This is a genomic window from Faecalibacterium gallinarum, assembly GCF_022180365.1.
Classification (GTDB): domain Bacteria; phylum Bacillota; class Clostridia; order Oscillospirales; family Ruminococcaceae; genus Faecalibacterium; species Faecalibacterium gallinarum.
Window position 1 is genome coordinate 1 of record NZ_BQKV01000026.1, and the last position, 24555, is coordinate 24555.

The following is a 24555-nucleotide window of genomic DNA, read 5'->3' on the forward strand; positions in this document are numbered from 1 at the left end:
GTGAATTATCTTGAGTATTACAACAACCGCAGAATTAAGACAAAACTAAAGGGCTTGCCGCCTGCTATTCACAGACAACAAGCCCTTTCGGCTGCTTAAACAATGTTTGCTTTCAAATATTGTCTAACTTTTTGGGGTCACTTCAAACCTAGCCGGGCGGTATTTTTGCTATGAAGTTTTAAAAGAAGAAAGAAAAAAGCTCCGATTCCGAAGAACCGAAGCTTTTTGGTTGGGGATGAGAGAATCGAACTCCCACAAACAGAGTCAGAGTCTGCCGCACTACCACTATGCAAATCCCCAATATTTGGTGGTTTTCTTTTTTGTTTGTCGGCGTTTCGTCTGCCAACGAGACGTATTATACTCGCCCTGGGGGGAATTGTCAAGCATTATTTTGAAAAAATCGAGAAAAACTTTTTCATGGGGAATTGGGCGGCAAAAAAGGGGATTGGGGCAAATATTTTCCCTTCCCGGGTTAGCGGCATATTTTGCTGCCGGGCAGATTACACTGAAAGTAGAACACCATCTCTCCGCCCTCTGGTGGGCGGAGGGGGACAAGGAGGAACATAGAATGCCTGGAACGGCCCGTCTGCAAAATTTGCTTTCCAAGCGCGTGCCCAAGGACGCCGAGCACGCCCGTTATTGCCCCAATCTGGAGGAGGATATCAAGGAATGTCTGTGGTGCCTGCGCCGCAACGCTATGATGTTTGATCTGGAGGTAGACCCGGATCTGATCGAACAGCGGATCTATGAGCGTCAGGCCCTTTTGTGCCGTTATCGCTACCTGCTGCAAAAAGCCCGTGAAGTGGGGCTCCACACCATTTTGACCGGTCAGCCCACCACAGGCGGCGGCCCCGGGTGGGACTGACGCTGACTGCCGAAATATTCTTGACAGCCGCCCCAAACCGTGCTATCATAAACCAAGATACATGGAGTTCCCAGGCTGTTTTTGTAAGCCGGGATCGAATTATTGTGTTAGAGAGGTTTTTATCATGGAAAGAATTAAGACCATTGCAACTCGTGACCTGACCAAGAGCGTTCAGACCGGTGGCTGCGGCGAGTGCCAGACTTCTTGCCAGTCTGCCTGCAAGACCTCCTGCGGCGTGGCCAACCAGCAGTGCGAGAACAGCAACAAGTAATTCGGCTTTGACTCGATGCCGCCTGTTTGGGCGGCATTTTTTTATGGCATGGAGGATAACCCACTATGGTACATCAGTACAAACTCAACGGCTATAACATTGTTCTGGACACCTGCTCGGGCTCGGTGCACGCGGTGGATGAGGTGGCCTACGATGTGATCGCCCTCTATAAGGAAAAGTCCAAGGAGGAGATTGTCCGGGAGCTTCTGGCCAAGTACGCCGACCGCCCGGACGTCACTGCCGAGGATCTGGAGCAGTGCCTGGCCGATGTGGCTGAGCTGGAAGCCCAGGGCAAACTCTGGGCTCCCGACCAGTATGAGAACCTGGCCTTTGACTTCAAGAACCGCAACACCGTGATCAAGGCGCTCTGCCTGCATGTGGCCCACACCTGCAACCTGAACTGCTCTTACTGCTTCGCGGCTCAGGGCCGTTATCAGGGCGAGCGGGCCCTGATGAGCTTTGAGGTGGGCAAGCGGGCCATGGATTTCCTGATCGAGAACTCCGGCACCCGCCGCAACCTGGAAGTGGACTTCTTCGGCGGCGAGCCCCTGATGAACTGGGACATGGTCAAAAAGCTGGTGGCCTACTGCCGCGAGCAGGAGAAGATCCACAACAAGAACTTCCGTTTCACCCTCACCACCAACGGTATGCTGATCGACGACGATGTCATCGATTTTGCCAACAAAGAGATGAGCAACGTGGTTCTCAGCCTGGACGGCCGCAAGGAGGTCCACGACCGGCTGCGGGTGGACTACGCCGGCCGGGGCAGCTACGACACCATTGTGCCCAAGTTCCAGAAGTTTGTGGAAGCCCGCGGGGATAAGAGCTACTACATCCGCGGCACCTACACCCACAACAATGTGGACTTCACCAAGGATATTTTCCACATGGCGGACCTGGGCTTCAAGGAGCTGAGCATGGAGCCGGTGGTCTCCAAGCCGGACGACCCCTGCGCTCTGACCGCCGAAGATCTGCCCATCCTGAAAGAGCAGTATGAGATCCTGGCCAAAGAGATGCTCAAGCGGGACCGTGAGGGCCGGGGCTTCACCTTCTATCATTATATGATCGACCTGACCGGCGGCCCCTGCATCTACAAGCGGATTTCGGGCTGCGGGTCCGGCACCGAGTATATGGCGGTCACCCCCTGGGGCGATCTCTACCCCTGCCACCAGTTTGTGGGCGACCCCAAGTACAAGATGGGCGACATCTGGCAGGGCGTCACCAACACCGCCGTTCGGGATGAGTTCAAGCACTGCAACGCCTACGCCCGCCCCGAGTGCAAGGACTGCTGGGCCAAGCTCTACTGCTCGGGCGGCTGTGCGGCCAACGCCTACCACGCCACCGGCAGCATCCGGGGCGTCTACGAGTACGGTTGTGAGCTGTTCAAAAAGCGGATCGAGTGTGCCATCATGATCAAGGTGGCCGAGAGCCAGGAGCTGGCGGCCCAGGGCATCGAGGTGCCGGTCCAGCTGGGCAGCGAGTGCTCGGCCTGCGCGGGGGACGGCTGCGCCGAATGAACACCCCCATCGCGGAATTTGTGAGCCGCTACGCCGGGGCGGAAGTCTCCCGGCTGCATATGCCCGGGCACAAAGGCCGGGGGCCTTTGGGGTGCGAGGCGCTGGATATCACCGAGATTCAGGGCGCGGACGAGCTCTATGAGGCAGAGGGGATCATCGCCGAGAGCGAGAAAAACGCTGCCCGTCTCTTTGGCACCGGACGGACTTTTTACAGCACCGAGGGCTCGTCCCAGTGCATCCGGGCGATGCTGTTTCTGGCTCTTCAGATGGCGCCGCCCACCCAGGATAGGCCGGTGCTGCTGGCGGCCCGCAACGCCCACAAAGCACTGCTCTATGCAGCGGCTTTGCTGGATTTTGAGATTCATTGGCTCTGGCCCACGGAGAGCCAGGGGGCGAACCTGTGCAGCTGCCCGGTGACCCCGGCCCAGCTGGAAACAGAGCTGGACGCTCTGGCGGGGGAGGGGAAAAAGCCCTTTGGGGTTTACCTCACCTCGCCGGACTATCTGGGCGGCATCCAGGACATTCCCGCTTTGGGGAAAGTCTGCCGGGAAAGGAATGTGCCCCTTCTGGTGGATAACGCCCACGGGGCCTATCTGCCCTTTCTGCCTGGGGGCAGCCGGCACCCCATCGCTCTGGGGGCCGCCCTCTGCTGTGATTCGGGGCATAAGACCCTGCCGGTTCTGACCGGGGGCGCCTATCTGCATCTGGCGCCGGGACTGCCTTTGGAAGATGGGGTGGTGCGCAATGCACTTTGTCTGTTCGGCTCCACCAGCCCTTCTTATTTGATTTTACAGTCTTTGGACCTGTGCAATCGTTCCATCAGCGAGGGATATCCCCAGCGGCTGGAAGAATGTATTCACCGGCTGGAAACTCTGAAAGAGGAACTGAATGTCGAAAGCCACTCGGCGGGCTGCCCCACAGCGCTGGTGCGGCCTTCTGAACCCCTGAAACTGGTGCTGGACGGCAGCGCTCTGGGTTGTACCGGCTGGGCGCTGGCGGAGCTGCTGCGTCAGTATGCGGTAGAGTGTGAATATGCCGACAACCGCTATGTGGTGCTGATGATCACCCCCGAAAATCCGCCCCGGGATTGGGCACGGGTCCGGACCGCTGTGGGCGCGGCACTGGCGGGGGAGTGGACAGCCCCTGCCTCCTCCGCCCCCGAGGACGACGGTCCTCTGCTGGCCGCCCTGAAAAAAGAGGCCAGCCCCCAGTGCAGCATCCGCCAAGCGGTGTTTGCCCCCCAGGAGCGGGTGCCGGTGGGCCGGGCTCTGGGTCGGGTCTGCGCACTGCCCACAGTTTCCTGTCCGCCTGCCATCCCCATTGCAGTCAGCGGAGAGCGGCTGGGGCCCGCTGCTCTGTCTCTGCTGGAGCGGTATGGTATCCAGGATGTGGCTGTGGTAAAGCTTCCCGAAAGATAAAATAAAGGCCGCGGCCTGTTCCTCATGAGAGGAGCGGGCCGCGGCCTTTTTGATGGATTGTTACAGCAGAAAGTTACTCAATGCCCAGAACCGTATAGTCCTGTGCCTCGACGGCTTCCTTCAGGGCTGCGTCCTCTACCGGGGCGTTCAGGGTCAGAACAGCGGTGCCCTCGGTATGGCTGACAACGGCTTCGTCCACCTGGGGCAGCTTCTCCAGGGCCTTCTTGACCCGGGCCTCGCAATGGCCGCACATCATGCCTTCGATTTTCATGGTCTTTTTCATGGTTGTTTTCTCCTTTTCGGTTTCTTCGGTTAAATCAGGTTCGGGACGGTTTGCCAGGGGACAAGCCTCAGCCTCTGCCGGCAGCAGGGCAGGGGGGAGTTCCACGGGCTGGACTTTCCGGTCCTTGCGGGCGCTGTGGAGGTCAAACAGGTTCAGCCGCAGGGCGTTGCTCACCACGCAGAAGCTGGACAGGCTCATGGCCGCCGCGCCGAACATGGGGTTCAAAGTCAGACCCAGGGGGATCAAAAGCCCGGCTGCCAGGGGGATGCCGATCAGGTTATAAATAAATGCCCAGAACAGATTCTCGTGGATGTTCCGCAGGGTGGCCCGGCTCAGCCGGATGGCCGCCGGAACGTCCGAGAGTTTGCTGTTCATCAGGACCACATCGGCGGCGTCAATGGCCACGTCGGTGCCTGCACCAATGGCAATGCCGGTATCGGCCCGGGTCAGGGCGGGGGCGTCGTTGATGCCGTCGCCCACCATGGCGACCTTGCCGTACTGGCTCAGGGTGCGGATCACCGACTCCTTGCCGTCGGGCAGGACCCCGGCAACCACCGCGTCCACCCCTACCTGGCGGCCGATGGCGTCGGCGGTGCGCCGGTTATCGCCGGTGAGCATCACTACCCGAATCCCCATCTCCTGCAATTCCCGGATGGCCTGGGGGCTCTCGGGCTTGATGGTGTCCGCCACGGCGATAACGCCCAGCAAACGGCCGCCCCTGCCGAAGAAGAGGGGCGTTTTGCCCTGAGCCGCCAGCTCCTGGGCCTGCTGTTCCAGTGCCGGGGGGATCGGGGCTTTGGTGCGGATGAAGTTCAGGTTACCGCCGTAGATGGGGCCGCCTGCCAGCGTGGCAGAAAGGCCGTTGCCCGGCAGGGCGGTGAAGTCGGAAACTTCCGGCGGGGTGATCTGTTCTTCCTCCGCCCGGGCCAGAATCGCCTTTGCCAGGGGATGCTCGCTCTTTTGTTCCAGGGCGGCAGCCAGGGTCAAAAGCTCGGTTTCGGTGACCCCTTCCACCGGCAAAAGGTCGGTGGTTTCGGGCTCGCCCCGGGTGATGGTGCCGGTTTTATCCAGAGCGACAATTTGGGTGCGGCCCGCGGCTTCCAGGGAAGCGGCGGTCTTGAAGAGGATACCGTTTTTGGCCCCCAGACCGTTGCCCACCATGATGGCCACCGGGGTGGCCAAACCCAGGGCGCAGGGGCAGCTGATGACCAGGACCGAGATGCCCCGGGCCAGAGCAAAGGCCAGCGGCTGACCCAGCAGCAGCCAGACTGCCGTAGTCACAACGGCAATGGTAATGACCACCGGCACAAAGAAGCCGGAGACCGTGTCCGCTACCTTGGCGATGGGGGCTTTGGTGGCTGCTGCATCGCTGCCCATCCGGATGATCTGGGAGAGGGTCGTGTCCTCGCCCACCCGGGTGGCCTCGCAGCGCAGGAAGCCGGATTGGTTGGCGGTGGCAGCCGAAACCGAGTCTCCGGGGGCTTTATCCACCGGGATGCTCTCACCCGTCAGGGCACTCTCGTTCACCGCGCTGGACCCTTCCAGCACCACGCCGTCCACCGGGATGTTCTCGCCCGGGCGGACCACAAACTGGTCGCCTTTCTGCACCTGCTCGATGGGAACGGCAATTTCCTGTCCGTCCCGCAGAACGGTGGCTGTCTTGGGGGCCAGCTTCATCAGGCTCTTGAGGGCGTCGGTGGTTTTGCCCTTGGAGCGGGCCTCCAGCATCTTGCCCACGGTGATCAGGGTCAGGATCATGGCGGCGGACTCGAAGTAGAACTCCATCATATACTCCATGACGGCGGCGTGGTCGCCGTGGAGCTGTGCGTCCGTCATGGCAAAGAGGGCATAGGTGCTCCAGACAAAGGAGGCCGCCGAACCCAGGGCCACCAGGGTATCCATATTGGGGGCGCCGTGGGCCAGGCTCTTGAATCCGCTGATGAAAAATTTCTGGTTGATGACCATGACAATGCCGGCCAGCAACAGCTGAACGAGCCCCACTGCCACGTGATTGCCCTCAAACCAGCCGGGCAAAGGCCAGCCCCACATCATGTGCCCCATGGAGAAGTACATCAAAACCACCAGGAACACCAGGGAGGCCAGCAGCCGCCGTTTGAGTTTGGGGGTCTCGTGGTCGGCCAGGGCATCCAGCGCAGGGGCGGCGGCAGATTTTGCCGAAGGTCCGGCGGTTTCTTTGGGGCTGGCGCCGTACCCGGCGGCCTCCACTGCCTGAACAATGGCTTCGGGGGAGGCGGAGCCCTCCACCCCCATGGAGTTGGTCAGCAGGCTGACCGAGCAGCTGGTCACGCCGGGAACTTTGGAGACGGCTTTCTCCACCCGGGCGCTGCAAGCCGCGCAGCTCATGCCGGTGATGTTGTATTGTTCCATACCATTCAGCCCCACTTTCAGCGCATGAGACGGAGCAGCAGTTTGACCAGCTCGTCAATGGCCTCGTCCCGCCCGGCCCGGATATCCTGGGCTACACAGGTGTGGATGTGCTGGGCCAGCAGCTCCTTGGTAAAACTGTTCAGGGCAGAGGAGGCGGCCGAGACCTGGATCAGGATATCCGGGCAGTAGGCGTCCTTCTCCACCATCCCGCGAATCCCTCGGATCTGGCCTTCGATCCGGTTCAGCCGGTGGATCAGGTGCTGATACTCCTCCGGTGAACGTTCTTTTTTGCGGCAGCAATCCGAAATCTCGGCGGAGGGCTGCGGCGCTTCGCACCCTTCGCAGAGGGTGAATAAATCTTCTGACATGGCGTTGCTCCTTTCGTTTCAGTTCCTGACAGAACCAAATTACCATACCGGGGTATGGTTTACAAGGCCATTGTAGCACGTTTCATCCAACAATGCAAGAGGGGAGGGGAGCACCCCTGAAAACAAAAAGCGCTCCCTCCCCGCCGGAACGGAGAGAAAGCGCTTTGCAAAATTCAGGATTGCACCCTTAATGGAACAGACGCTCGGAGAAGATATTCCACTCCTTGGCCCACCAGTACCAGTCGTGGGAGACATCCTGGCCCCAGATTTCGGTGTGCTCGGGGATGCCTGCGGCCTGCAGAGCAGCCTGCATCTGCTGGGTGGAGGCCAGAGCCTCGGCTTCGTAGCCGCCCTGACCAGCACAGAGAATCACCCGGCCCTCAGCGGCCAGGAGCTTCGGGGCGGTACAGCCCGGCAGTCCGGCGGCCAGATAGGCTGCGGGGGTATTGCGCAGGGCCAGATCGTCCTGGGCGCTGCCCAGCCGGGCGGAGGGGTCGAACAGGCCCGAGAGGGCGATGGCTCCGCAGAAGAGATCCGGGCGGCGGAGCCGCAGGTTCATCGCCTGCCAGGCCCCCAGATCGGTGCCCACACACCAGATGCCGGTGACGGTTTCTTCCTTTTTGGCTTCTTTGCCCGCCTTCTCAGCCTTGGGGGCGGGCTCGGCCGGGGAAGCGGTTTTCCGGGCGGCGCCGTTCAGAGCCAAAATCCGGTCTGCCAGCTCCCGGGTGATATAGTTGAAGTATTTTTCCTGCAACTCGGCGCGGCGGCGGGGAGTGACATCGGCCGCCATCTCCAGCTCAGGGGGCAGGCTGTCGGCGCAGAACAGCTGGATTTTGCCGCTCTCCAGCAGCCAGGCCGAAGCTTCCAGCATGCCCTGATCCTCCCAGTCATAGAAACGGCCGCCCCCGCAGGGCAGAACCAGAACCGGCGCGCCGGCGGTGCCGTAGACCTTGAACTCCATCTCCCGGCTCAGGGCGTTGCTCCATTCTTTATAATAGGTACCTTGCATCATGATTGAACCCTCCAGATTTCAGCGCCGCGCTCAGACAAACTGGTTGCGCTCGGCGCTGTATTCGTAGCCAATGGCCGAAAGTTTTGCACACAAATCGGCCTTGTCCTGTTCCAGATCCTCGCACAGCTGGTCGAGGGTAGGGTAGTAGTCCCGCAGCTTGAGGTTAATCACACTCAGCAGCATGACCGGGTCGTTGGGCAGCAGCATAATCTTACACCTCCGGTAGTGACGCAGAACCATAAAAGAAAAAGCCGGCCACTGGTTGAGTGACCGGCAACATACACCGACTTAGACAGCGCGGGTAACTTTGCCAGCGCGCAGGCAGCGGGAGCATGCGTAGATATACTTGGGAGAGCCATCCACGACCGCCTTGACGCGGCGGACATTGGGCTTCCAGGTACGGTTAGAGCGGCGATGAGAGTGAGAGACCTTGATACCAAAGGTCACGCCCTTGCCACAGCATTCACACTTAGCCATGATACTTGCACCTCCTAGAAGATGAAATCAGGAATTCAAAATAATCAGCTTGACTATTCTACCAGAACGGGATGGAAAAAGCAAGTCTTTTTTTTCAAAATTCTTCTGTTTTTTCCGCTGGGCGGCAGACTCTTGCCCCGAGAGGGAAAAAATAGTATCATATACCATGGATTGCGACCAAACTTACAATTGCAGGAGAAGAAAAATGACCTCAGTAGGTATGTATTATTTTGTCCGGCTGCTGGTGACCCTGGCGGCCATCCCCTGCCACGAGGCGGGCCACGCGCTGGCCAGCTGGCTTTTGGGGGACGCCACCGCCAAAGAGCACGGCCGGCTTTCCCTGAATCCCTTCGCCCACTTTGACCTTTTGGGCACCGTCTGCATGGTGGTGGCGGGCATCGGCTGGGCCAAACCGGTCCCCACCGACCCCCGCCGCTTTAAAAACCCGAAAGTGGGGATGGCTCTCACCGCTCTGGCGGGCCCGGTGGCGAATCTCCTGATGGCCTATCTGTCCATGGCGATCTGGAAGGTGATGTACTACTGGGCCCCGGTGAACAACGCCACCCTCTTCATCGCCTATTTTCTAGAGTATATGGTCCTGATGAACGTGGGCCTGGCGGTGTTTAACCTGCTGCCCATCCCCCCGCTGGACGGCAGCCGGGTGGCGCTGGTGCTGCTGCCCCGGCGGCTGTATTTTGGGGTGATGCGCTATGAGCAGACCATTTTGGTGGTGCTGCTGGCCATGGTCTGGTTCGGCGTTTTCGACACCCCGCTGGCCTGGATGAACAACCAGGTTTGGCAGTGGATGGGCTTTGCCACCTCTTATATTGACCGCCTGGCCTACTCGGTCTATGCGGTGATGGTGAGCGTGTGAGCGCCCCGGAAGAACTGACCTTCCATCTTGAAGCCTTCGACGGGCCCCTGGATTTGCTGCTGGCGCTGGTGGCCAAACACAAGATGGATCTGCACAACATCCCCATTCTGGAACTGATCGACCAGTATACCGCAATTGTAGAACGGGCCCGGCAGCAGGACCCCAACGTCGCCAGCGCTTTTATTGAGACCGCCGCCCGGCTGGTGGAGATGAAGAGCTTTCTCCTGTTGCCCCGGAGCACCGAGGGCGAGCGGATGAAAGAGGAACTGACCGGCCGCCTGATCGAATACGATCTCTGCCGCCGGATGGCCGCTGCCCTGGGCCAGCGTGCCGCCGGGGTGACGGTCTATGTCCGCCCCCCGATCCCGCCGGAACCGGGCGGACTGTACCCGCTCCACCATGACGCCCAGGTGCTGGCCGACTGCTGGCGGGCCATGGCGGGCCGGGGGCGGCCCGGGCCGGTGCGGCAGGAGCAATTCGAGCCTCTGGTGACAGCGCCTTTTGTCTCGGTGGGCAGCCGGGTGGTGCATATTCTGCGGGGGCTGCTGACCGGCAAAGTCAGCCGGCTGGGCCAGCTGTTCAGCCGCCGGCAGGAGCGGTCGGCCACGGTGGCAACCTTCCTGGCGGTGCTGGAACTGGTGCGGGCCGGGCGAATTGAGATCGGGCCGGATACCGGGCTCACGGTCCGGCGGGGGAGAGGCCCGGCGGATTCCCAAAAGGAGGACCAAGATGGACAAGGCACAGATTGAATCGGTGGTGGAGGCGGTGCTCTTCGCCCATGGGGAGCCCATCGGCGCGGCGAAACTGGCCGCGGCTCTGGAACTGCCCCAGCCTCTTGTGGAACAGGCCCTGGCCGGGCTGCGGGCCCGGTACCAAAAACCGGAGAGTGGGCTCTGCCTGCTCCATCTGGGAGAGCACTGGCAGCTGGCCACCAAAAACGAGTGTGGCCCCTGGGTAGCCAAAGCATTGGAGAGCCGTCGGGCTGCCCCGCTGACCCCCGCCGCCCTGGAAACTCTGACGGTGATCGCCTACAACCAGCCTGTTTCCCGGGCCTTTATTGAGCAGGTGCGAGGGGTGGACTCCTCCTCCAGCGTCTCCGGCCTGTTGGAAAAAGGTCTGATCGAGGAGGCGGGCCGTCTGGACCTGCCCGGGCGGCCGGTGAGTTTCCGAACCACCGACCACTTTCTGCGGGTGTTCGGGCTGTCCTGTTTGGCGGATCTGCCGCCCCTTCATGAATCGGAGGAAGAAGCTGCCGCAGGGGAGGGGAGCAAATGAGCGCAGTGCTGTCGTTTCTGGGCGGGGTAGTTTTATTCCTGCTCCAGTTTGTCCTGATCCTGCTGGCGGTTTTGCTGGGACTGGGGCTGTTGCTTTTGCTCTGTCCTTTCTGCGCTGACCTTTCCTGGGAGGACGAGATCCTGCGGGTGAGGGTGGGAGCTTTAGGGATTACCCTGCCGGTGTTCCAGTTCCCCGAGCCGGAACAGCCTGCCATGGAAGAGAGCGCGCCCCCGGAGCCTGGTTTCTGGGCCCGTCAGTGGAAGAAATTCCGGGCCTGGCTGACCGAGCGCCGTCGCCGCCGGGCCGCCAAAAAGCCGCCCCGGAAGCCTGAGGCAAAACCCAAAGCCGCCCCGCGCAAAAAAGCAAAGATCTCCCTGGATGTGATCTGCGCCCTGCTGCGGGGAGCCGGGAAGATTACCCGGGCGGCTTTTGGAGCGCTGCGGTTTACCCGTATTCGGGTTTATCTGCCGGTGTCCGGCGAGGACCCCGCCGATACGGCCCGAGCCTATGGCCGGGTCAATGCCTGGCTGTATACCACCCTGGGGGTGCTGGACCACTTCGTCTATCTGGATTTTGAGGAATTGCGTGTGGTGCCCCAGGTGGACCCGGCCGAGCCCCCCGCCCGGGAACGGGTATCCTTCCGGGTTTCGGCCCGGATGCTCTTTGTGGCGATTGCTGCGGTGCAGGTTTTGATCGAACTCTGGCGGGAAAAGGTACTGGACGTTTTCCTGTAAAGTGTGATACAATGTTCTAGAACGGCTTTGCAAAAAAGCGCGGCCGAATAGGCGGCGCTCCCCAGTGGGCGTATGATCCCGGCCCGGTGGACCATACTGGGCAGAGGGAGCCTGCACGTTGGCTGCTTGTATATTCTATGGAATCTAAGAGGAGGCCGAGATTATGGCTGAACATCCAATTCAGGGACTCATGGGCGTGACCATGGAGAAGATCCATCAGATGGTGGATTCCAACACCATCATTGGCAAACCGATCACCACCGAGGACGGCACCACCATTCTGCCTGTTTCCAAGGTGTCTTTTGGTTTTGCATCGGGCGGCACCGATTTTGACGGCAAGAACCCCGCCAACAAGGAGCTGTTCGGCGGCGGCTCGGGCGCCGGGGTCAAGATCCAGCCGGTGGCCTTTCTGGTGGTCAAGGACGGCTGTGTGCGGACCATCCAGCTGTCGGATCCCTCCAACAGCCTGGACCGTGCTCTGACCATGCTGCCGGAGCTGATGGACAAGGTCAACCAGCTGCTGAAGAGCAAAGCCGAAGAATCCAAAGCCGCGGCCGAAGCACCGGCCCAGGCAGAGTAAACCGATCAACAGGGGAATTCTGCCCGCATTTGCGGGCGGAAGATCCTGTTTTTTTGAGCGCCGGGAGGCGGACAAAGGAGAATAATTATGGCATTGGAACGTATTCAGAAAATCATGAGCGAGCAGGGGCTGTGCTCCCGCCGGGCTGCCGAGCAGATCATCGCCGAGGGGCGGGTCAAGGTCAACGGCCACCCCGCCAAGGTGGGGGACAAGATGGACCCCAACCGGGATGTGCTGCATGTGGATGACCAGCGAATCTATATTCAGAAGGACCAGCAGCTCTATTACCTGGCCCTCTACAAACCCCGCGGCTATGTGACCACCGTCAGCGACGAGCTGGGCCGCAAGACCGTCATGGACCTGGTGAAGGATGTCCCGGCCCGGCTGTATCCGGTGGGCCGCCTGGACAAAGACAGTGAGGGCCTCTTGCTGATGACCAACGACGGTGCCTTCGCCCACGCCATGATGCACCCGTCCAGCGGCATCTCCAAGCTCTACCGGGTGACGGTGCAGCCCCATGCCGACGAGCAGCAGATCCTCAAGATGAGCGAGGGTGTGGTGCTGGACGATGGCACCAAGACCATGCCCTGCACCATCAACGTAGTGGTGGACGAGCCGGGCCGCACCGTGATGGAAATTACCCTGAAAGAGGGCAAAAACCGTGAGATCCGTCGGATGTGCGAGGCCGTGGGCCTCCAGGTGGTCCGCCTGAAGCGGAACGCCGAGGGCGTGGTCAAGCTGGGCATGCTCCAGCCCGGCAAGTACCGGGAACTGTCCAAACAGGAGCTGACCGGCCTGCGGGCGGCAGCCGCCAAGGGCCGTGCCCAGACCCGCAGCGCCGCTGTGAAGTCCGAGACGGCCCATCGCCGCCCCTCCGGGCCGGTGGGCCAGAGCGGCAAAAAGGGCCCCGCACGGAAAGGTTAAGGCGAAAAATTCAAAAAATAGAACTTTTTTCAGGCAAATGTTGCAAGAAGTTCTTGTGAAAAAAGAAACAAAATAGTATAATAGGGCTAATTTTGAACGCATGTGAGAAAAGCAGGAGGTCTTATCATGGCTTCAAAGATTGACAAGGAAACAATTCTCGCCAAATTCTACGACGACGGCGTATACACCAGCCTGTTTGCGGACGGCGCTGTCAGCGCTGCCTTTGGCAACGCGGGTGGTCAGCAGACCTATACCGTCTTCCAGAACGGCGCAGCAGTCACCGTACAGGACCTGGAGAAGAACGTCAAGGTCCTGGAGCTGGCGGCTCAGACCGGCAGCCCGGTGGTTACCTTCTATAACTCGGTGGGCGCAAAGCTGGCCGAGGGTCTGGCTGTGCTGACCGCCAACACCAAACTGAACGCCACCATCGCCAAAGTATCCGGTGTCATCCCTCAGGTGGCAGTGGTTCTGGGCGTCTGCGGCGGCACCAGCGCACTGGCTGCGGCGAATGCCGACGTCTGCATCATGACCAAGGATGCCGAGCTGTTCTTTACCGCTCCCTTTACTTCCGCCGCCAAGGGCGATAAGGCCGAGGGTGCAGGCACCGCAGCCGCAGCCGCCAAGGCTGGCGCCGCTTCCATCATCGCCGCCAGCGCCGAGGAGGCCGCTGAGACCGCTGCCCACATTGTGGGTCTGCTGCCCGCCAACAATCTGACCGGCCCCGCTTACTTCGAGTTCGAGCAGCCCACCGCCGTTCTGGCGGCCAATGCTGACCCCGCTAAGGCGGCCGCCGCCATTGTGGATAAGGACAGCGCTGTCGAGCTGTACGCCGGCTTCGGCAAGAATGTCTACACCGCCCTGGCCACCATCGCCGGCAATGCCGTGGGCGTTGTGGTCACCGGTGAGAAGCTCTGCCACAACTGCGTGTCCAAGGCTTCCCGCTTTGTCCGCCTGTGCGACGCTTTCAGTGTGCCGGTGGTGACCATCGTCAACACCGAGGGCTTCCTGCCCAGCTGCTCCGACGACATCGCCGGTGGCGTGCGGGAGGCTGCCCGTCTGGCTGCTACATATGCCGACGCCACCACCGCCCGGGTCTGCCTGCTGGCAGGCAAGGCTGTGGGCCCCGTCTACACCGCTCTGGCCAGCGCCGATCTGCGGATCGCCGTGGAGGGCTGTGTGGTCAGCGCCCTGGAGCCCAGCGCCGCCGTCACCGTTCTGTACAAGGACGAGATTGACGCCTCGGACAACATCATCGCCGCCACCAACGCCAAGGTCGCTGCCTACACCGCTGAGGTGTGCAGCGCCACCAACGCGGTGGCCTGCGGTGCGGCCGATATGGTCTGCGCTGCCGCAGACGCCCGCGCCAGCGTCGTGGCCGCTCTGGAGCTGCTGAGCACCAAGCGCGCCTCCCGTCTGCCCAAGAAGCACGGCAACATGGCTCTGTAAGCGCCCGATCCCCCGGGATGGACGAAACGATACACTCACAGATTCGAATTGATTCGAGGAGGATTTTTCGATGAAATACTATAACATTACCGTCAATGGCGTCGCATACAGCGTCAGCGTCGAGGAGACCGTCGCAGGAGCAGCTCCGGTTGCTGCCCCCGCAGCTGCTCCTGCTGCACCCGCCGCACCGGCTCCCGCCCCCAAGGCAGCCCCCGCACCTGCTGCAAAGCCCGCAGCAGCCGGCGCTGTCTCGGTCAAAGCTCCCATGCCCGGCAACATCCTGGACGTCAAGGTCAAGGCCGGTGACTCCGTCAAGGCCGGTGACACCCTGGTGATCCTGGAAGCCATGAAGATGGAGAACGAAATCCTCGCCCCGCAGGACGGCACCGTCGCTTCTGTCAACGTGAACAAGGGCGATACCGTCAACTCCGGCGACGTTCTGGTCTCGATGAACTAAGGAGAGGTGAGAACTATGGCGAAAAAGCCGATCAAAATCACCGAGGTCGTCCTGCGCGACGCCCACCAGTCCCTGCTGGCCACCCGTATGACCATGGACGAGATGCGCCCCATCCTGCCCGAAATGGACAAGATCAACTACTTCTCGGTGGAGTGCTGGGGCGGCGCCACCTTCGACAGCTGCATCCGTTTCCTGGATGAGGACCCCTGGGAGCGGCTGCGCATCCTGCGCAAAGAGCTGCCCCACCAGAAGCTGCAGATGCTCTTCCGCGGCCAGAATATGCTGGGTTACCGCCCCTATGCCGACGACGCCGTCGAGTACTTTGTGCAGAAGTCGGTGGCCAACGGCATCGATGTGATCCGCATCTTTGACGCGCTGAACGATCCCCGCAACCTCCAGACCGCCATCAAGGCAGCCAACAAGGAGGGCGCACACGTTCAGGGCTGCATCAGCTACACCCTGAGCCCTGTTCACAGCAACAAGGCGTTTGCAGACTACGCCAAGACCCTGGAAGAGATGGGCGCAGACTCCATCTGCATCAAGGATATGGCCGGCCTGCTGACCCCCTATGCCTGCTATGAGCTGGTCAAGAAGCTGAAGAAGACCGTCAACATCCCGGTGGATATCCACAGCCACTACACCGCCGGCCTGGCCTCCATGTCCATCCTGAAGGGCATTGAGGCGGGCGCCGACATCGTCGATACGGCCATGAGCCCCCTGTCTCTGGGCACCAGCCATATGCCCACCGAGAGCCTGGTGGCTGCCCTCCAGGGCACCGACTACGACACCGGCCTGGATCTGAACCAGCTGAACGTCGTCCGCAACTACTTTGCCAAGCTGCGCGAAAAGTACATTGCCAACGGCCAGATCAGCCCCAAGAGCCTGGGCGTGGATGCCAACACCCTGCTGTACCAGGTGCCGGGCGGCATGTTCTCCAACATGCTCAAGCAGCTGAAGGACGCCGGCAAGGAGGACAAGCTGGACGAGGTGCTGGCCGAGATTCCCCGCGTCCGTGAGGATGCCGGTTATCCGCCGCTGGTTACCCCCACCAGCCAGATCGTGGGCACCCAGGCTGTCTTCAACGTCATTCTGGGCGAGCGGTACAAGATGGTCACCAAGGAGTTCAAGGGCCTGGTCCACGGCGATTACGGCCGCACTCCCGCCCCCATCAGCCCCGAGTTTACCAAGCAGATCCTGGGCGACGAGCAGCCCATTACCTGCCGGTTTGCGGATACCCTGGAGCCCGAGATGGAGAAACTCCGTGCCGAGGCGGCCAAGTGGGCCACTCAGGAAGAGGACGTGCTGACCTACGCCATGTTCCCCCAGGTCGCACCCAAGTTCTTCGAGACCCGCAACGCTAAAAAGCAGGGTGTGGACGCTGCTCATGCGGATTATGCCAACAAGTCCCATCCGGTCTGAGTAAGGGCCATTCCTCAATAAAATAATCCGGCCTGGATGCCAGAGTGCATCCGGGCCGGGGGTATACAGTGAGATTTTGCGGTAGATCGTGCGCTGGCCGAAAGACGGGCGCAGGGTTTGCCGCAAAATTTTTTTCACAGAAATTTTCTCATGAGGGGCCGGGGCCGTTTTTTGGCCTATTCCCTTGAAAAACGCTGCCTATAATAGTAAAATAACAGCATATGTATCGTAACATGGGTTTTTGCAGCCCTAAGGCGGATACATATAACAGAAACCATAAAAATTGAGCGCAAGAAAAGGCAGAGGAAGATGTTATGATCCTGAGTATGACTGGTTTTGGCCGCGCCAGCGAGGTGCGCGGCGGGCGCGAGATTACGGTGGAGCTGCGCAGCGTCAACGCGCGGTATTTTGAGTACAGCTCCCGGATTCCCCGCAGCTGCAGCTATATGGACGGAAAACTCAAAAAACTGCTCAACAGCCGGATCTCCCGGGGTAAGGTGGAGCTGAGCCTGACCATCCAGAATGTGGACCTGACCGACACCGTGGTCTCGGTGGATCTGGAGCTGGCCCGCAGCTACCAGCAGGCCCTGTGCGAGCTGGCCGGGGAGCTGGGCGTCAAGAACGATCTCTCGGCGGGGATGCTGGCCCGGTTCCCGGATGTGTTGACCACCCGCCACGCCGACGCCGATGAAGAACAGCTCTGGGCGGATGTGGCCGCCGTGACCGAGCAGGCCCTGGACCGGTTCGTGGAGATGCGGGCCGTGGAGGGCGAAAAGATGAAGGAGGATATCCTCTCTCGTCTGGTCTTCATCGAGGAGTGCGTGGGCCGAATTGAGGCCCAGAGCGCCGGCCGGGTGGAGAGCTACACCCAGCGCCTCTATGAAAAACTGCGGGTCCTGTTGGAAGACCGCAACATCGACGACGCCCGGGTCCTCACCGAGGCAGCCATCTTTGCGGATAAGACCGCGGTAGACGAGGAGACTGTCCGTCTGCGCAGCCACATCGCCCAGTACCGCGCCATTCTGGAGATGAATGAGCCGGTGGGCCGCAAGCTGGACTTTTTGACCCAGGAGCTGAACCGCGAGACCAATACCATCGGCTCCAAGTGCCAGGATCTGGACATCACCCGTGTGGTGGTGGACGTGAAGGCCGAGATCGAAAAGATTCGGGAGCAGATTCAGAACCTGGAATAATCTGCCGGAGGGCACGAGAATGAAGCTCATCAACATTGGCTTTGGGAACATGATCAGCGCCGAGCGGCTGGTGGCCGTGGTCAGCCCGGACTCAGCCCCCATCAAGCGTATTGTGAAGGAAGCCCGGGACCAGGGGCGGCTGATCGATGCCTCCTATGGCCGGAGCACCCGCGCCGTACTCCTGATGGACTCCGACCATGTGATTCTGTCGGCGCTCCAGCCCGAGACCATTGCAAACCGTGCGGGGGGCTCTGCGGAAGCCAAACCTGCCGAGGAAGGGTAAAAGCTATGGAAAACGAAAAATATCTGTTTGTTGTTTCCGGTCCGTCCGGGGTGGGCAAAGATACGGTCATCAGCCATCTGCGCAGCGCCCACCCCGAGATCGGCAAGACCGTCTCGGTGACCACCCGTGCCCCCCGGGAAGGGGAGGCGGAAGGGGTCAACTACTTCTACCGGACGGTAGAGCAGTTTGAAGAGATGCTCCATCGGGACGAGGTGCTGGAATCCAATTTTTACAGCGGCAATTATTACGGCACCCTCCGCAGTGAGGTGGACCGTCTGCTGGCCCAGAACACCCCGGTGGTGCTGAACATTGACGTGCACGGCGCGGCCAACATCAAGCGGGTTTACCCCGGGGCCACCACCATCTTCCTGCTGCCTCCCTCCTGGGAGACCCTGGAAGGCCGTCTGCGGGGCCGGGACAGCAAAGAGATGGAGGAGGTAATCCAAAAACGTCTCGAAACTGCCCGGAAAGAGCTGGAGATTGCTTCCCAGTTTGACTGCCAGGTGGTGAACGAGGACATCGAGGCCTGCGCTGCAAACCTCTACGAGATCATGGCCCGCCGCGCCGGGCTGAAGTAACCCCGCACCATTCCACAAAAAAGGAGCGAAGCGGATGCCGAAAACAGTGGGGGTAGCGGTCAGCAACGCCACCTTTCATTTCGACAAACTCTATACCTATGCGGTTCTGCCGGACCAGCAGGCCCAGGTCCGTCTGGGCAGCATGGTGCTGGTGCCCTTTGGGCGGGGCAGCCGCCCCCGGATGGGGGTGGTGCTGGCCTGCGACGCTGAGCCCGAGAGCGCAAAGCTCAAGTACCTCTTCGATGTGGCGCCCGCCTCGGCCTGCCTGACCCCGGAGCTGCTGGGATTGGTTCGCTTTTTGAAAGCCCGCACCTTCTGCACCTACTACGAGGCCGTCAAGGCGGTGATCCCCTACGGGGCCCAGTATCGCCCGGCACTGGCCGCCGATGGGGTAACCCCCGTTCTTCAAAAACAGCTTACCCGCCACACCGAGACCCTTTACCGGCTGGCGGCGCCGCTGCCCCAAAAGCCCAAACCCACCGCTAAACAACTGGCGGCGGTAGCTCTTTTGAGCGGCGGGCCTCGCACCCAGACCGAACTGGAGGCCCGGGGCATCAGCCGGGCGGTGGTGGAAAACCTCTGTTCCAAAGGTATCCTCACCGGGGAAAAGGTAAACAAATCCCTGGATCTCTACGCATCCATCCCCCAGAACACCGAGCCCTTGACCCTGACGGCGGAGCAGCAGGCGGCCTACGACGCCTTATCGCCCCATCTGGAGAGCGGCAAGCCCCACACGGCCCTGCTCTATGGCGTCACCGGCAGCGGCAAGACCATCGTCTTTTTAAAGCTCATCGAGCGTTGCCTCGCCCTGGGGCGGCGGGCGCTGGTTTTGGTGCCGGAGATCAGCCTGACCCCCCAGATGATCCTGCGGCTGAAATCCACCTTCGGGCGGCGGGTGGCCGTCCAACATTCGGCTCTCAACCACACCGAACGGCTGCTCCAGTGGCAGATGATCCAGGACGGGGGCGCGGATATTGTGGTGGGCACCCGAAGCGCGATCTTTGCTCCTATGGAAAAACTGGGCCTCATCATCATCGACGAGGAGCAGGAGCACACCTATCGTTCCGAATCGTCTCCCCGCTATGCGGCCCATGAGGTGGCCCGCCAGCGGGCAGGGGAGAACGGCGCGCTGCTTTTGCTGGCCAGCGCCACCCCCTCCACCGAGACCTTTTACGCCACCCAGGCGGGGCGATGCCAGCTGGTGCGGCTGACCCAGCGGTACGCGGGCCAGCCCCTGCCCAGCGTGGAGATCGTAGACATGCGGGCCGAGCTGGCGGGAGGCAACCCCCGGGAGATCAGCCTGAGCCTGGAAGACGCCATCCGGAAAAACCTTGAGGACCACAAGCAGACCATCCTACTGCTCAACCGCCGGGGATACCAAACTCTGGCCCAGTGCGAGGACTGCCGGGAGGTGCTCAAGTGCCCCAAGTGCAGCGTCCCCATGGTATACCACAAGGCCGGGGGCCGGATGCTCTGTCACTACTGCGGCAGCCAGATCGAGCCCCGGCCCACCGTCTGCCCCACCTGTGGGGGCAAGCTGCAATACCGGGGCTTCGGCACCCAGAAGGCCGAGGAAGAGCTGGAAGCGCTCTTCCCCGAGGCGCGGATTTTGCGGATGGACCAGGACACCACCGCCGCCAAGGACGCCCACGAGAAACTGCTGGCGAAATTCGCCCGGCACGAGTACGACATCATGGTGGGCACCCAGATGGTGGCCAAGGGCCTGGATTTTGAGGATGTGACTCTTGTCGGGGTGCTGGGCATCGACTCGCTGCTCTTCGCCCAGGGGTTCCGGGCCTACGAGACAGTGTTCAGCCTGATTACCCAGGTGGTGGGTCGCAGCGGCCGGGCCAAGGCCCCGGGCCATGCCATCATCCAGACCACCGATCCGGGCAACCCGGTGCTGAATCTGGCCGCCGCCCAGGACTACGACGCCTTTTTCGAGCAGGAGATTTCCTACCGGAAACTCGGGCTTTACCCGCCCTTCTGCGGGCTCTGCGTGGTGGGCTTTACCGGCACAAAGGAGCCGGCGGTGGCCCGGGCCGCCGCCCGATTCGCCCAGCTCTTGGGGCAGGAGGCCGCCAAACGGCCCGAGATCCCCCTGCGGGTGCTGGGGCCCACCCCGGGCAGCATTTTGAAAATCAACGAAAATTACCGCTATAAATTGACCGTCAAATGCCGGAACGACAAACAGTTCCGCGATCTTCTGCGGCAGGTGCTCAGCCTCTATGAGCAGGAAAAACTGCCCGCAAAAGCCACGGCTGTGGTGGATCTGCACTCCGACGGCGACATTTAATCATCCAGAACAATGGGAGGATATTTCTAATGGCGATCCGTACAATTGTAAAAGAGGGCGACCCCATCCTGAACAAGGTCTGCCGCCCGGTGACCAAATTCGACGACCGTCTGGCAACTCTGCTGGACGATATGCGCGAGACCATGATTGCCGCCGACGGCATCGGCCTGGCGGGCCCCCAGGTGGGGATGCTCCGCCGCCTGTTTGTGGTGTGGGACACCACCGACGCCCCCGAGGAGATCCCGGAGGATTACGAGTATAAGTTCATCGACTTCGTCAACCCCGAGATCCTGGCCGTCTCGGAGGAAGAGGAGACCAGCTACGAGGGCTGTTTGTCCTTCCCGGGGCACAACGGCGCTGTCACCCGGCCCGAAGCCATCAAGGTCCGGGCCCAGGACCGCAACGGCGAGTGGTTTGAGCTGGAGGCCGACGGCCTGCTGGCCCGCTGCATCCAGCACGAGAACGACCACCTGGACGGCGTGACCATCATGCAGTCCAGCGAGTTCTTCTACGAGGATACCGAGGAGGGCCGCGCCGAGGCCGCCCGCAAGGCAAAGGAGAAAAAGTAAATGCGGATCCTTTTTATGGGTACGCCGGACATCGCGGCGGCCTGCCTGGAGGCTCTCTATGCTGCCGGGCACGAGATCTGCGCCGTCTACACCCGCCGGGATAAGCCGGTGGGCCGCAAACAGGTGCTGACCGCGCCCCCGGTGAAAACGGTGGCTCTGGCCCACGGCACGCCGGTCTTTCAGCCCCGCACTCTGCGGGACGGGGGAGAGGACGAAAACATCCGCGCCCTGGCCCCGGAGCTGATTGTCGTGGTGGCCTATGGCTGCATCCTGCCCGCCTCGGTGCTCCAGATCCCGAAACACGGCTGCATCAACCTGCATGTTTCGCTGCTGCCCAAATACCGGGGCAGCGCGCCGGTGCAGTGGTCGGTGCTGAACGGCGACGCCGAGACCGGCGTCTCCATCATGCAGATGGACGAGGGGCTGGACACCGGCGACGTGCTGGCCTGCGAGAAAATCGCCATCGGCCCCGAGGAGACCAGCGGCGAGCTGTTCGACCGGGTGACGGCGGTGGGCGCTCAGGTGCTCTGCCGGGTGATCCCTGCCATCGAGGCGGGTTCTCTGGCCCCGGTTCCCCAGGATCACGCCCACGCCACCCTGGCGCCGGTGCTGACTAAGGAGCTGGCAGAGTTCCACTTTTCAGAGGACGCCGCCCACATCCACAACTGGGTGCGGGGGATGAACCCCTGGCCCGCTGCCTGGTTTGTTACCTCCGGCGGCAAGAAAGTCAAAGTGATGGAATCCCGCCTGGCCGAGAGCAATGGCGAAGCGCCGGGCACCGTCCTGGCCACCAAACCCTTGACCGTTGCCTGCGGCAGCGGGGCCATTCAGCTGCTGCGGGTGGTGCCCGAGGGCTCCAAGCCCATGGAGGGCAGCGCCTTTGCGGCCGGGCTCCGGCTTAAAGCGGGGGACCAGCTGTGAAGCCCGCCGGAGCACGGGCCGCGGCGGTCTCGGCGCTGGTTCGCCAGGAACAGGGGGGCTACTCCAACCTGGTGCTGGACGCCGAACTCCGCCGCCAGACCCTTTCCGACCGGGACAAGGGATTTGCCGGGGCCATCTTTTATACCGTACTGGAACGGCAGAGCACCCTCGACTATATCCTGGGGCAGTTTCTCCCCAAAGGGATCGCCAAACTGGACCCGCCCGTCCGGGCCATCCTGCGCAGCGGTCTGGCTCAGGCCCGGTATATGCAGGTGCCGGTTTCGGCGGCCGTCAACGAGGCGGTCAAGCTGACCCGGGCCTTTGGCAAAACCAGCGCCGCCGGCCTTGTGAATGCGGTGCTCCGCCGGGCCTGCGGCTATGATCTGGAAAAAGCCGTCTTTGCCGACGAGATCGAAAAACTCATGGTTCTGGGTTCGGCGGGGCGGCCGGTAGCGGAGTTTCTCCACCGGTTCTACCCCGAAGAGGCTCTCGGCATCCTGACCCACACGGCCGATAATGGATTGACCGCTCTGCGGGCCAACCCCCTCCGGGCGGATGCAGAAACCCTCATCCGGCTGCTGGGGGAGCAGGGCGTCCAGGCTCAGCCCGGCCTTGTGCCGGGCAGCATCTTGGCCGATTTCGAGGGCAGCCCGGCGGATACGGATCTCTTCCGGCAGGGCTATTACCATGTGGAGGGACAGGCCAGCCAGCTGGCGGCCCTCTGCGTCGGGCCGAAGCCCGGCGAAACGGTGCTGGATCTCTGCGCGGCCCCGGGAGGCAAAACCATCGCCCTGGCCGAGCAGATGGAGGACAAGGGCCGCCTTGTCAGCTGCGACCTCACCGAAAACCGGGTGGGCCTGATCCGCACCGCCGTCCAGCGGATGGGATTGAACTGTGTAGAAGTTCTCTGCAACGATGCCGCCAAGAAAAACCCGGCCCTGCCCCAGGCAGACCGGATTTTGGCGGATGTGCCATGCAGCGGCCTCGGGATTCTGGCCAAAAAGCCGGATATCCGGTATAAATCCCTGGATAAGGCCCGCCACCAGGAACTTCTGGACACCCAGGCGGCCATCCTGGACCGGGCGGCGGAGTACCTGAAACCGGGCGGGCGGCTGGTCTATTCCACCTGCACCATCCACCCGGCGGAGAACGAGCGCCAGATCGAGGCGTTCCTCGCGCGGCGGCCGGATTTCCGGGTGGAATTGCCCGCAGAGCGCTTCCCGGAGGGGATGACCCTGGGGGCGTTCGGTGCCCTCTCGGTGCCCACCCGCACCGGGATGGACGGATTTTTTATCTGTGTAATGCAGAAAAACGGGGGCTGACCTCGTTTCTCTTTACAGGAGAACAGAATGGAACAAAAACGCTGTATTTCTTCGCTGACGATGGATCAGCTCTCTGCCGAGCTGAAAGGGCTGGGTCAGCCGGCCTTCCGGGCTAAGCAGATTTTCCACTGGATCCATCAGAAACTGGTCACTGACTTTTCGGCCATGACCGACCAGCCCAAGGCGCTGATTGAAAAGCTCAACCAGGCGTTTTATATCGCTGCGCCCCGGATCGAGCGCCGCCAGGAAGCCAAAGATGGCACCGTAAAGTACCTTCTGCGGATGGAGGACGGCAACTGCATCGAGACGGTGGTAATGCGCTATCACTACGGCAACACGGTCTGCGTCTCGACCCAGGTGGGCTGCCGGATGGGCTGCCGGTTCTGCGCCTCCACCCAGGCGGGCCGGGTGCGGGATCTGGAAGCAGGGGAGATCTGCTCCGAGATCTACACCGCCCAGAAAGACATCGGGGAGCGGATCTCTCACATCGTCCTCATGGGCATCGGCGAGCCGCTGGACAACTTCGACCGGGTGATGACCTTTTTGCAGCTGATTTCTTCCCCCGACGGGGTGAACATCGGGATGCGGAACATCAGCCTGTCCACCTGCGGCCTGGTGCCCAAGATCGACCAGCTGGCCCGGCACAAGCTCCAGCTGACCTTGTCGGTCTCTCTTCACGCGCCCAACAATGAGATCCGCAGCAGCATGATGCCGGTGAACAACGCCTACCCGGTGGAACAGCTGATGGAGGCGGTCCGCCGCTATCAGGACACCACCGGCCGCCGGGTCAGCTTTGAATATTCCATGGTCCGTGGTGTCAATGATACGGATAGCTGCGCCCGCCAGCTGGCCCACCTGATCCGGGGGATGGGGGCGCACGTTAACCTGATCCCCATTAACCCGGTGGACGGCAGTCCCTATTCGGCCACCGATACCGCCAACGTCCGCCGGTTCCAGGCCAAACTGACCGAGCTGGGGGTCAACGCCACCATCCGCCGCCGGCTGGGCAGCGAAATCTCGGCCGCCTGCGGCCAGCTGCGCCGCGAAGAGATGGACGGAAAAACCTGACGCAGATGTTATAAGGA

General features: G+C 61.5%; 27 protein-coding genes and 1 tRNA gene. 22 read left to right on the top strand and 6 right to left on the bottom strand.

All coding sequences use genetic code 11. From position 1 onward, the window contains the following. Positions 1-99 (top strand): IS3 family transposase (locus tag JCM17207_RS03335; protein WP_238316351.1); only part of this gene is annotated, 99 nt, incomplete at its 5' end. 127 nt (positions 100-226) lie between these two features. Here JCM17207_RS03335 and JCM17207_RS03340 read toward each other — a convergent pair. Next, positions 227-300, bottom strand: a tRNA-Gln gene (locus JCM17207_RS03340). Between the two features lie 268 nt (positions 301-568). Here JCM17207_RS03340 and JCM17207_RS03345 point away from each other — a divergent pair. From JCM17207_RS03345 to JCM17207_RS03360, 4 genes are all read left to right on the top strand, one after another. Further along, the gene (locus JCM17207_RS03345) at positions 569-865 is read left to right on the top strand and encodes a DUF2508 domain-containing protein (RefSeq protein WP_238316245.1); all 297 of its coding nucleotides are present in this window, start codon (positions 569-571) and stop codon (positions 863-865) included. A gap of 124 nt (positions 866-989) precedes the next feature. Then, a complete protein-coding gene (gene scfA, locus JCM17207_RS03350) occupies positions 990-1136 on the top strand; it encodes a six-cysteine ranthipeptide SCIFF (RefSeq protein WP_238316246.1) in 147 nt (48 codons plus the stop codon). A 65-nt stretch (positions 1137-1201) separates the two neighbouring features. Next, positions 1202-2653: a thioether cross-link-forming SCIFF peptide maturase gene (gene scfB / locus JCM17207_RS03355; protein ID WP_238316247.1), complete on the top strand. Its 1452-nt coding sequence runs from the start codon at positions 1202-1204 to the stop codon at positions 2651-2653. Further along, complete coding sequence (locus JCM17207_RS03360; RefSeq protein WP_238316248.1) at positions 2650-4071, top strand: Orn/Lys/Arg family decarboxylase; 1422 nt, start codon at positions 2650-2652, stop codon at positions 4069-4071. The genes scfB and JCM17207_RS03360 overlap by 4 nt, the downstream gene beginning before the upstream one ends. A gap of 73 nt (positions 4072-4144) precedes the next feature. Here JCM17207_RS03360 and JCM17207_RS03365 read toward each other — a convergent pair whose 3' ends face one another. The 5 genes from JCM17207_RS03365 to rpmB form a co-directional block, all read right to left on the bottom strand. Beyond that, positions 4145-6742, bottom strand: a complete 2598-nt coding sequence (locus JCM17207_RS03365; RefSeq protein WP_238316249.1) for a heavy metal translocating P-type ATPase — start codon at positions 6740-6742, stop codon at positions 4145-4147. 17 nt (positions 6743-6759) lie between these two features. After that, positions 6760-7110 (bottom strand): metal-sensing transcriptional repressor, encoded by a 351-nt coding sequence (locus JCM17207_RS03370; protein ID WP_238316250.1) that lies wholly within the window; start codon positions 7108-7110, stop codon positions 6760-6762. Positions 7111-7297: 187 nt separating this feature from the next. Beyond that, on the bottom strand, positions 7298-8122 hold the full coding sequence (locus JCM17207_RS03375) for a hypothetical protein (protein ID WP_238316251.1): 825 nt from the start codon (positions 8120-8122) through the stop codon (positions 7298-7300). Between the two features lie 30 nt (positions 8123-8152). Next, a complete protein-coding gene (locus JCM17207_RS03380) occupies positions 8153-8329 on the bottom strand; it encodes a DUF4250 domain-containing protein (RefSeq protein ID WP_238316252.1) in 177 nt (58 codons plus the stop codon). Positions 8330-8410: 81 nt separating this feature from the next. Continuing rightward, the gene (gene rpmB, locus JCM17207_RS03385) at positions 8411-8599 is read right to left on the bottom strand and encodes a 50S ribosomal protein L28 (RefSeq protein ID WP_238316253.1); all 189 of its coding nucleotides are present in this window, start codon (positions 8597-8599) and stop codon (positions 8411-8413) included. 205 nt (positions 8600-8804) lie between these two features. Here rpmB and JCM17207_RS03390 point away from each other — a divergent pair, with 205 nt between their 5' ends. From JCM17207_RS03390 to rlmN, 17 genes are all read left to right on the top strand, one after another. Beyond that, on the top strand, positions 8805-9473 hold the full coding sequence (locus tag JCM17207_RS03390; protein WP_238316254.1) for a site-2 protease family protein: 669 nt from the start codon (positions 8805-8807) through the stop codon (positions 9471-9473). Further along, complete coding sequence (locus JCM17207_RS03395) at positions 9470-10222, top strand: segregation and condensation protein A (RefSeq protein ID WP_238316255.1); 753 nt, start codon at positions 9470-9472, stop codon at positions 10220-10222. Before JCM17207_RS03390 ends, JCM17207_RS03395 begins: the two co-directional genes overlap by 4 nt. Then, positions 10203-10748, top strand: a complete 546-nt coding sequence (scpB, locus tag JCM17207_RS03400) for an SMC-Scp complex subunit ScpB (protein WP_238316256.1) — start codon at positions 10203-10205, stop codon at positions 10746-10748. The genes JCM17207_RS03395 and scpB overlap by 20 nt, the downstream gene beginning before the upstream one ends. Further along, a complete protein-coding gene (locus JCM17207_RS03405; protein ID WP_238316257.1) occupies positions 10745-11482 on the top strand; it encodes a DUF2953 domain-containing protein in 738 nt (245 codons plus the stop codon). The genes scpB and JCM17207_RS03405 overlap by 4 nt, the downstream gene beginning before the upstream one ends. Positions 11483-11645: 163 nt before the next feature. After that, a complete protein-coding gene (gene ytfJ / locus JCM17207_RS03410) occupies positions 11646-12062 on the top strand; it encodes a GerW family sporulation protein (protein WP_238316258.1) in 417 nt (138 codons plus the stop codon). Positions 12063-12149: 87 nt separating this feature from the next. Next, positions 12150-12986: a pseudouridine synthase gene (locus JCM17207_RS03415; protein ID WP_238316259.1), complete on the top strand. Its 837-nt coding sequence runs from the start codon at positions 12150-12152 to the stop codon at positions 12984-12986. 126 nt (positions 12987-13112) lie between these two features. Beyond that, positions 13113-14432, top strand: a complete 1320-nt coding sequence (locus tag JCM17207_RS03420) for a carboxyl transferase domain-containing protein (protein WP_238316260.1) — start codon at positions 13113-13115, stop codon at positions 14430-14432. 70 nt (positions 14433-14502) lie between these two features. After that, complete coding sequence (locus tag JCM17207_RS03425) at positions 14503-14889, top strand: biotin/lipoyl-containing protein (protein WP_238316261.1); 387 nt, start codon at positions 14503-14505, stop codon at positions 14887-14889. 15 nt (positions 14890-14904) lie between these two features. After that, positions 14905-16308: an oxaloacetate decarboxylase subunit alpha gene (locus tag JCM17207_RS03430; protein ID WP_238316262.1), complete on the top strand. Its 1404-nt coding sequence runs from the start codon at positions 14905-14907 to the stop codon at positions 16306-16308. Positions 16309-16622: 314 nt separating this feature from the next. Next, a complete protein-coding gene (locus tag JCM17207_RS03435) occupies positions 16623-17501 on the top strand; it encodes a YicC/YloC family endoribonuclease (protein ID WP_238316263.1) in 879 nt (292 codons plus the stop codon). A gap of 19 nt (positions 17502-17520) precedes the next feature. Then, positions 17521-17784: a DUF370 domain-containing protein gene (locus JCM17207_RS03440; RefSeq protein ID WP_238316264.1), complete on the top strand. Its 264-nt coding sequence runs from the start codon at positions 17521-17523 to the stop codon at positions 17782-17784. 5 nt (positions 17785-17789) lie between these two features. Continuing rightward, the gene (gene gmk / locus JCM17207_RS03445) at positions 17790-18362 is read left to right on the top strand and encodes a guanylate kinase (protein ID WP_238316265.1); all 573 of its coding nucleotides are present in this window, start codon (positions 17790-17792) and stop codon (positions 18360-18362) included. A gap of 34 nt (positions 18363-18396) precedes the next feature. Then, positions 18397-20658 carry a replication restart helicase PriA gene (gene priA, locus JCM17207_RS03450; RefSeq protein WP_238316266.1) on the top strand — a complete coding sequence of 754 codons (2262 nt, stop codon included), beginning with the start codon at positions 18397-18399 and terminating at the stop codon, positions 20656-20658. A gap of 29 nt (positions 20659-20687) precedes the next feature. Beyond that, a complete protein-coding gene (gene def, locus JCM17207_RS03455; RefSeq protein WP_238316267.1) occupies positions 20688-21227 on the top strand; it encodes a peptide deformylase in 540 nt (179 codons plus the stop codon). After that, positions 21228-22148: a methionyl-tRNA formyltransferase gene (gene fmt / locus JCM17207_RS03460; RefSeq protein ID WP_238316268.1), complete on the top strand. Its 921-nt coding sequence runs from the start codon at positions 21228-21230 to the stop codon at positions 22146-22148. Then, positions 22145-23470: a 16S rRNA (cytosine(967)-C(5))-methyltransferase RsmB gene (gene rsmB / locus JCM17207_RS03465; RefSeq protein WP_238316269.1), complete on the top strand. Its 1326-nt coding sequence runs from the start codon at positions 22145-22147 to the stop codon at positions 23468-23470. Before fmt ends, rsmB begins: the two co-directional genes overlap by 4 nt. Positions 23471-23497: 27 nt before the next feature. Continuing rightward, entirely contained in the window at positions 23498-24538 is a 1041-nt protein-coding gene (gene rlmN / locus JCM17207_RS03470; RefSeq protein WP_238316270.1) for a dual-specificity RNA methyltransferase RlmN, read from the top strand. Positions 24539-24555: the final 17 nt, after the last annotated feature.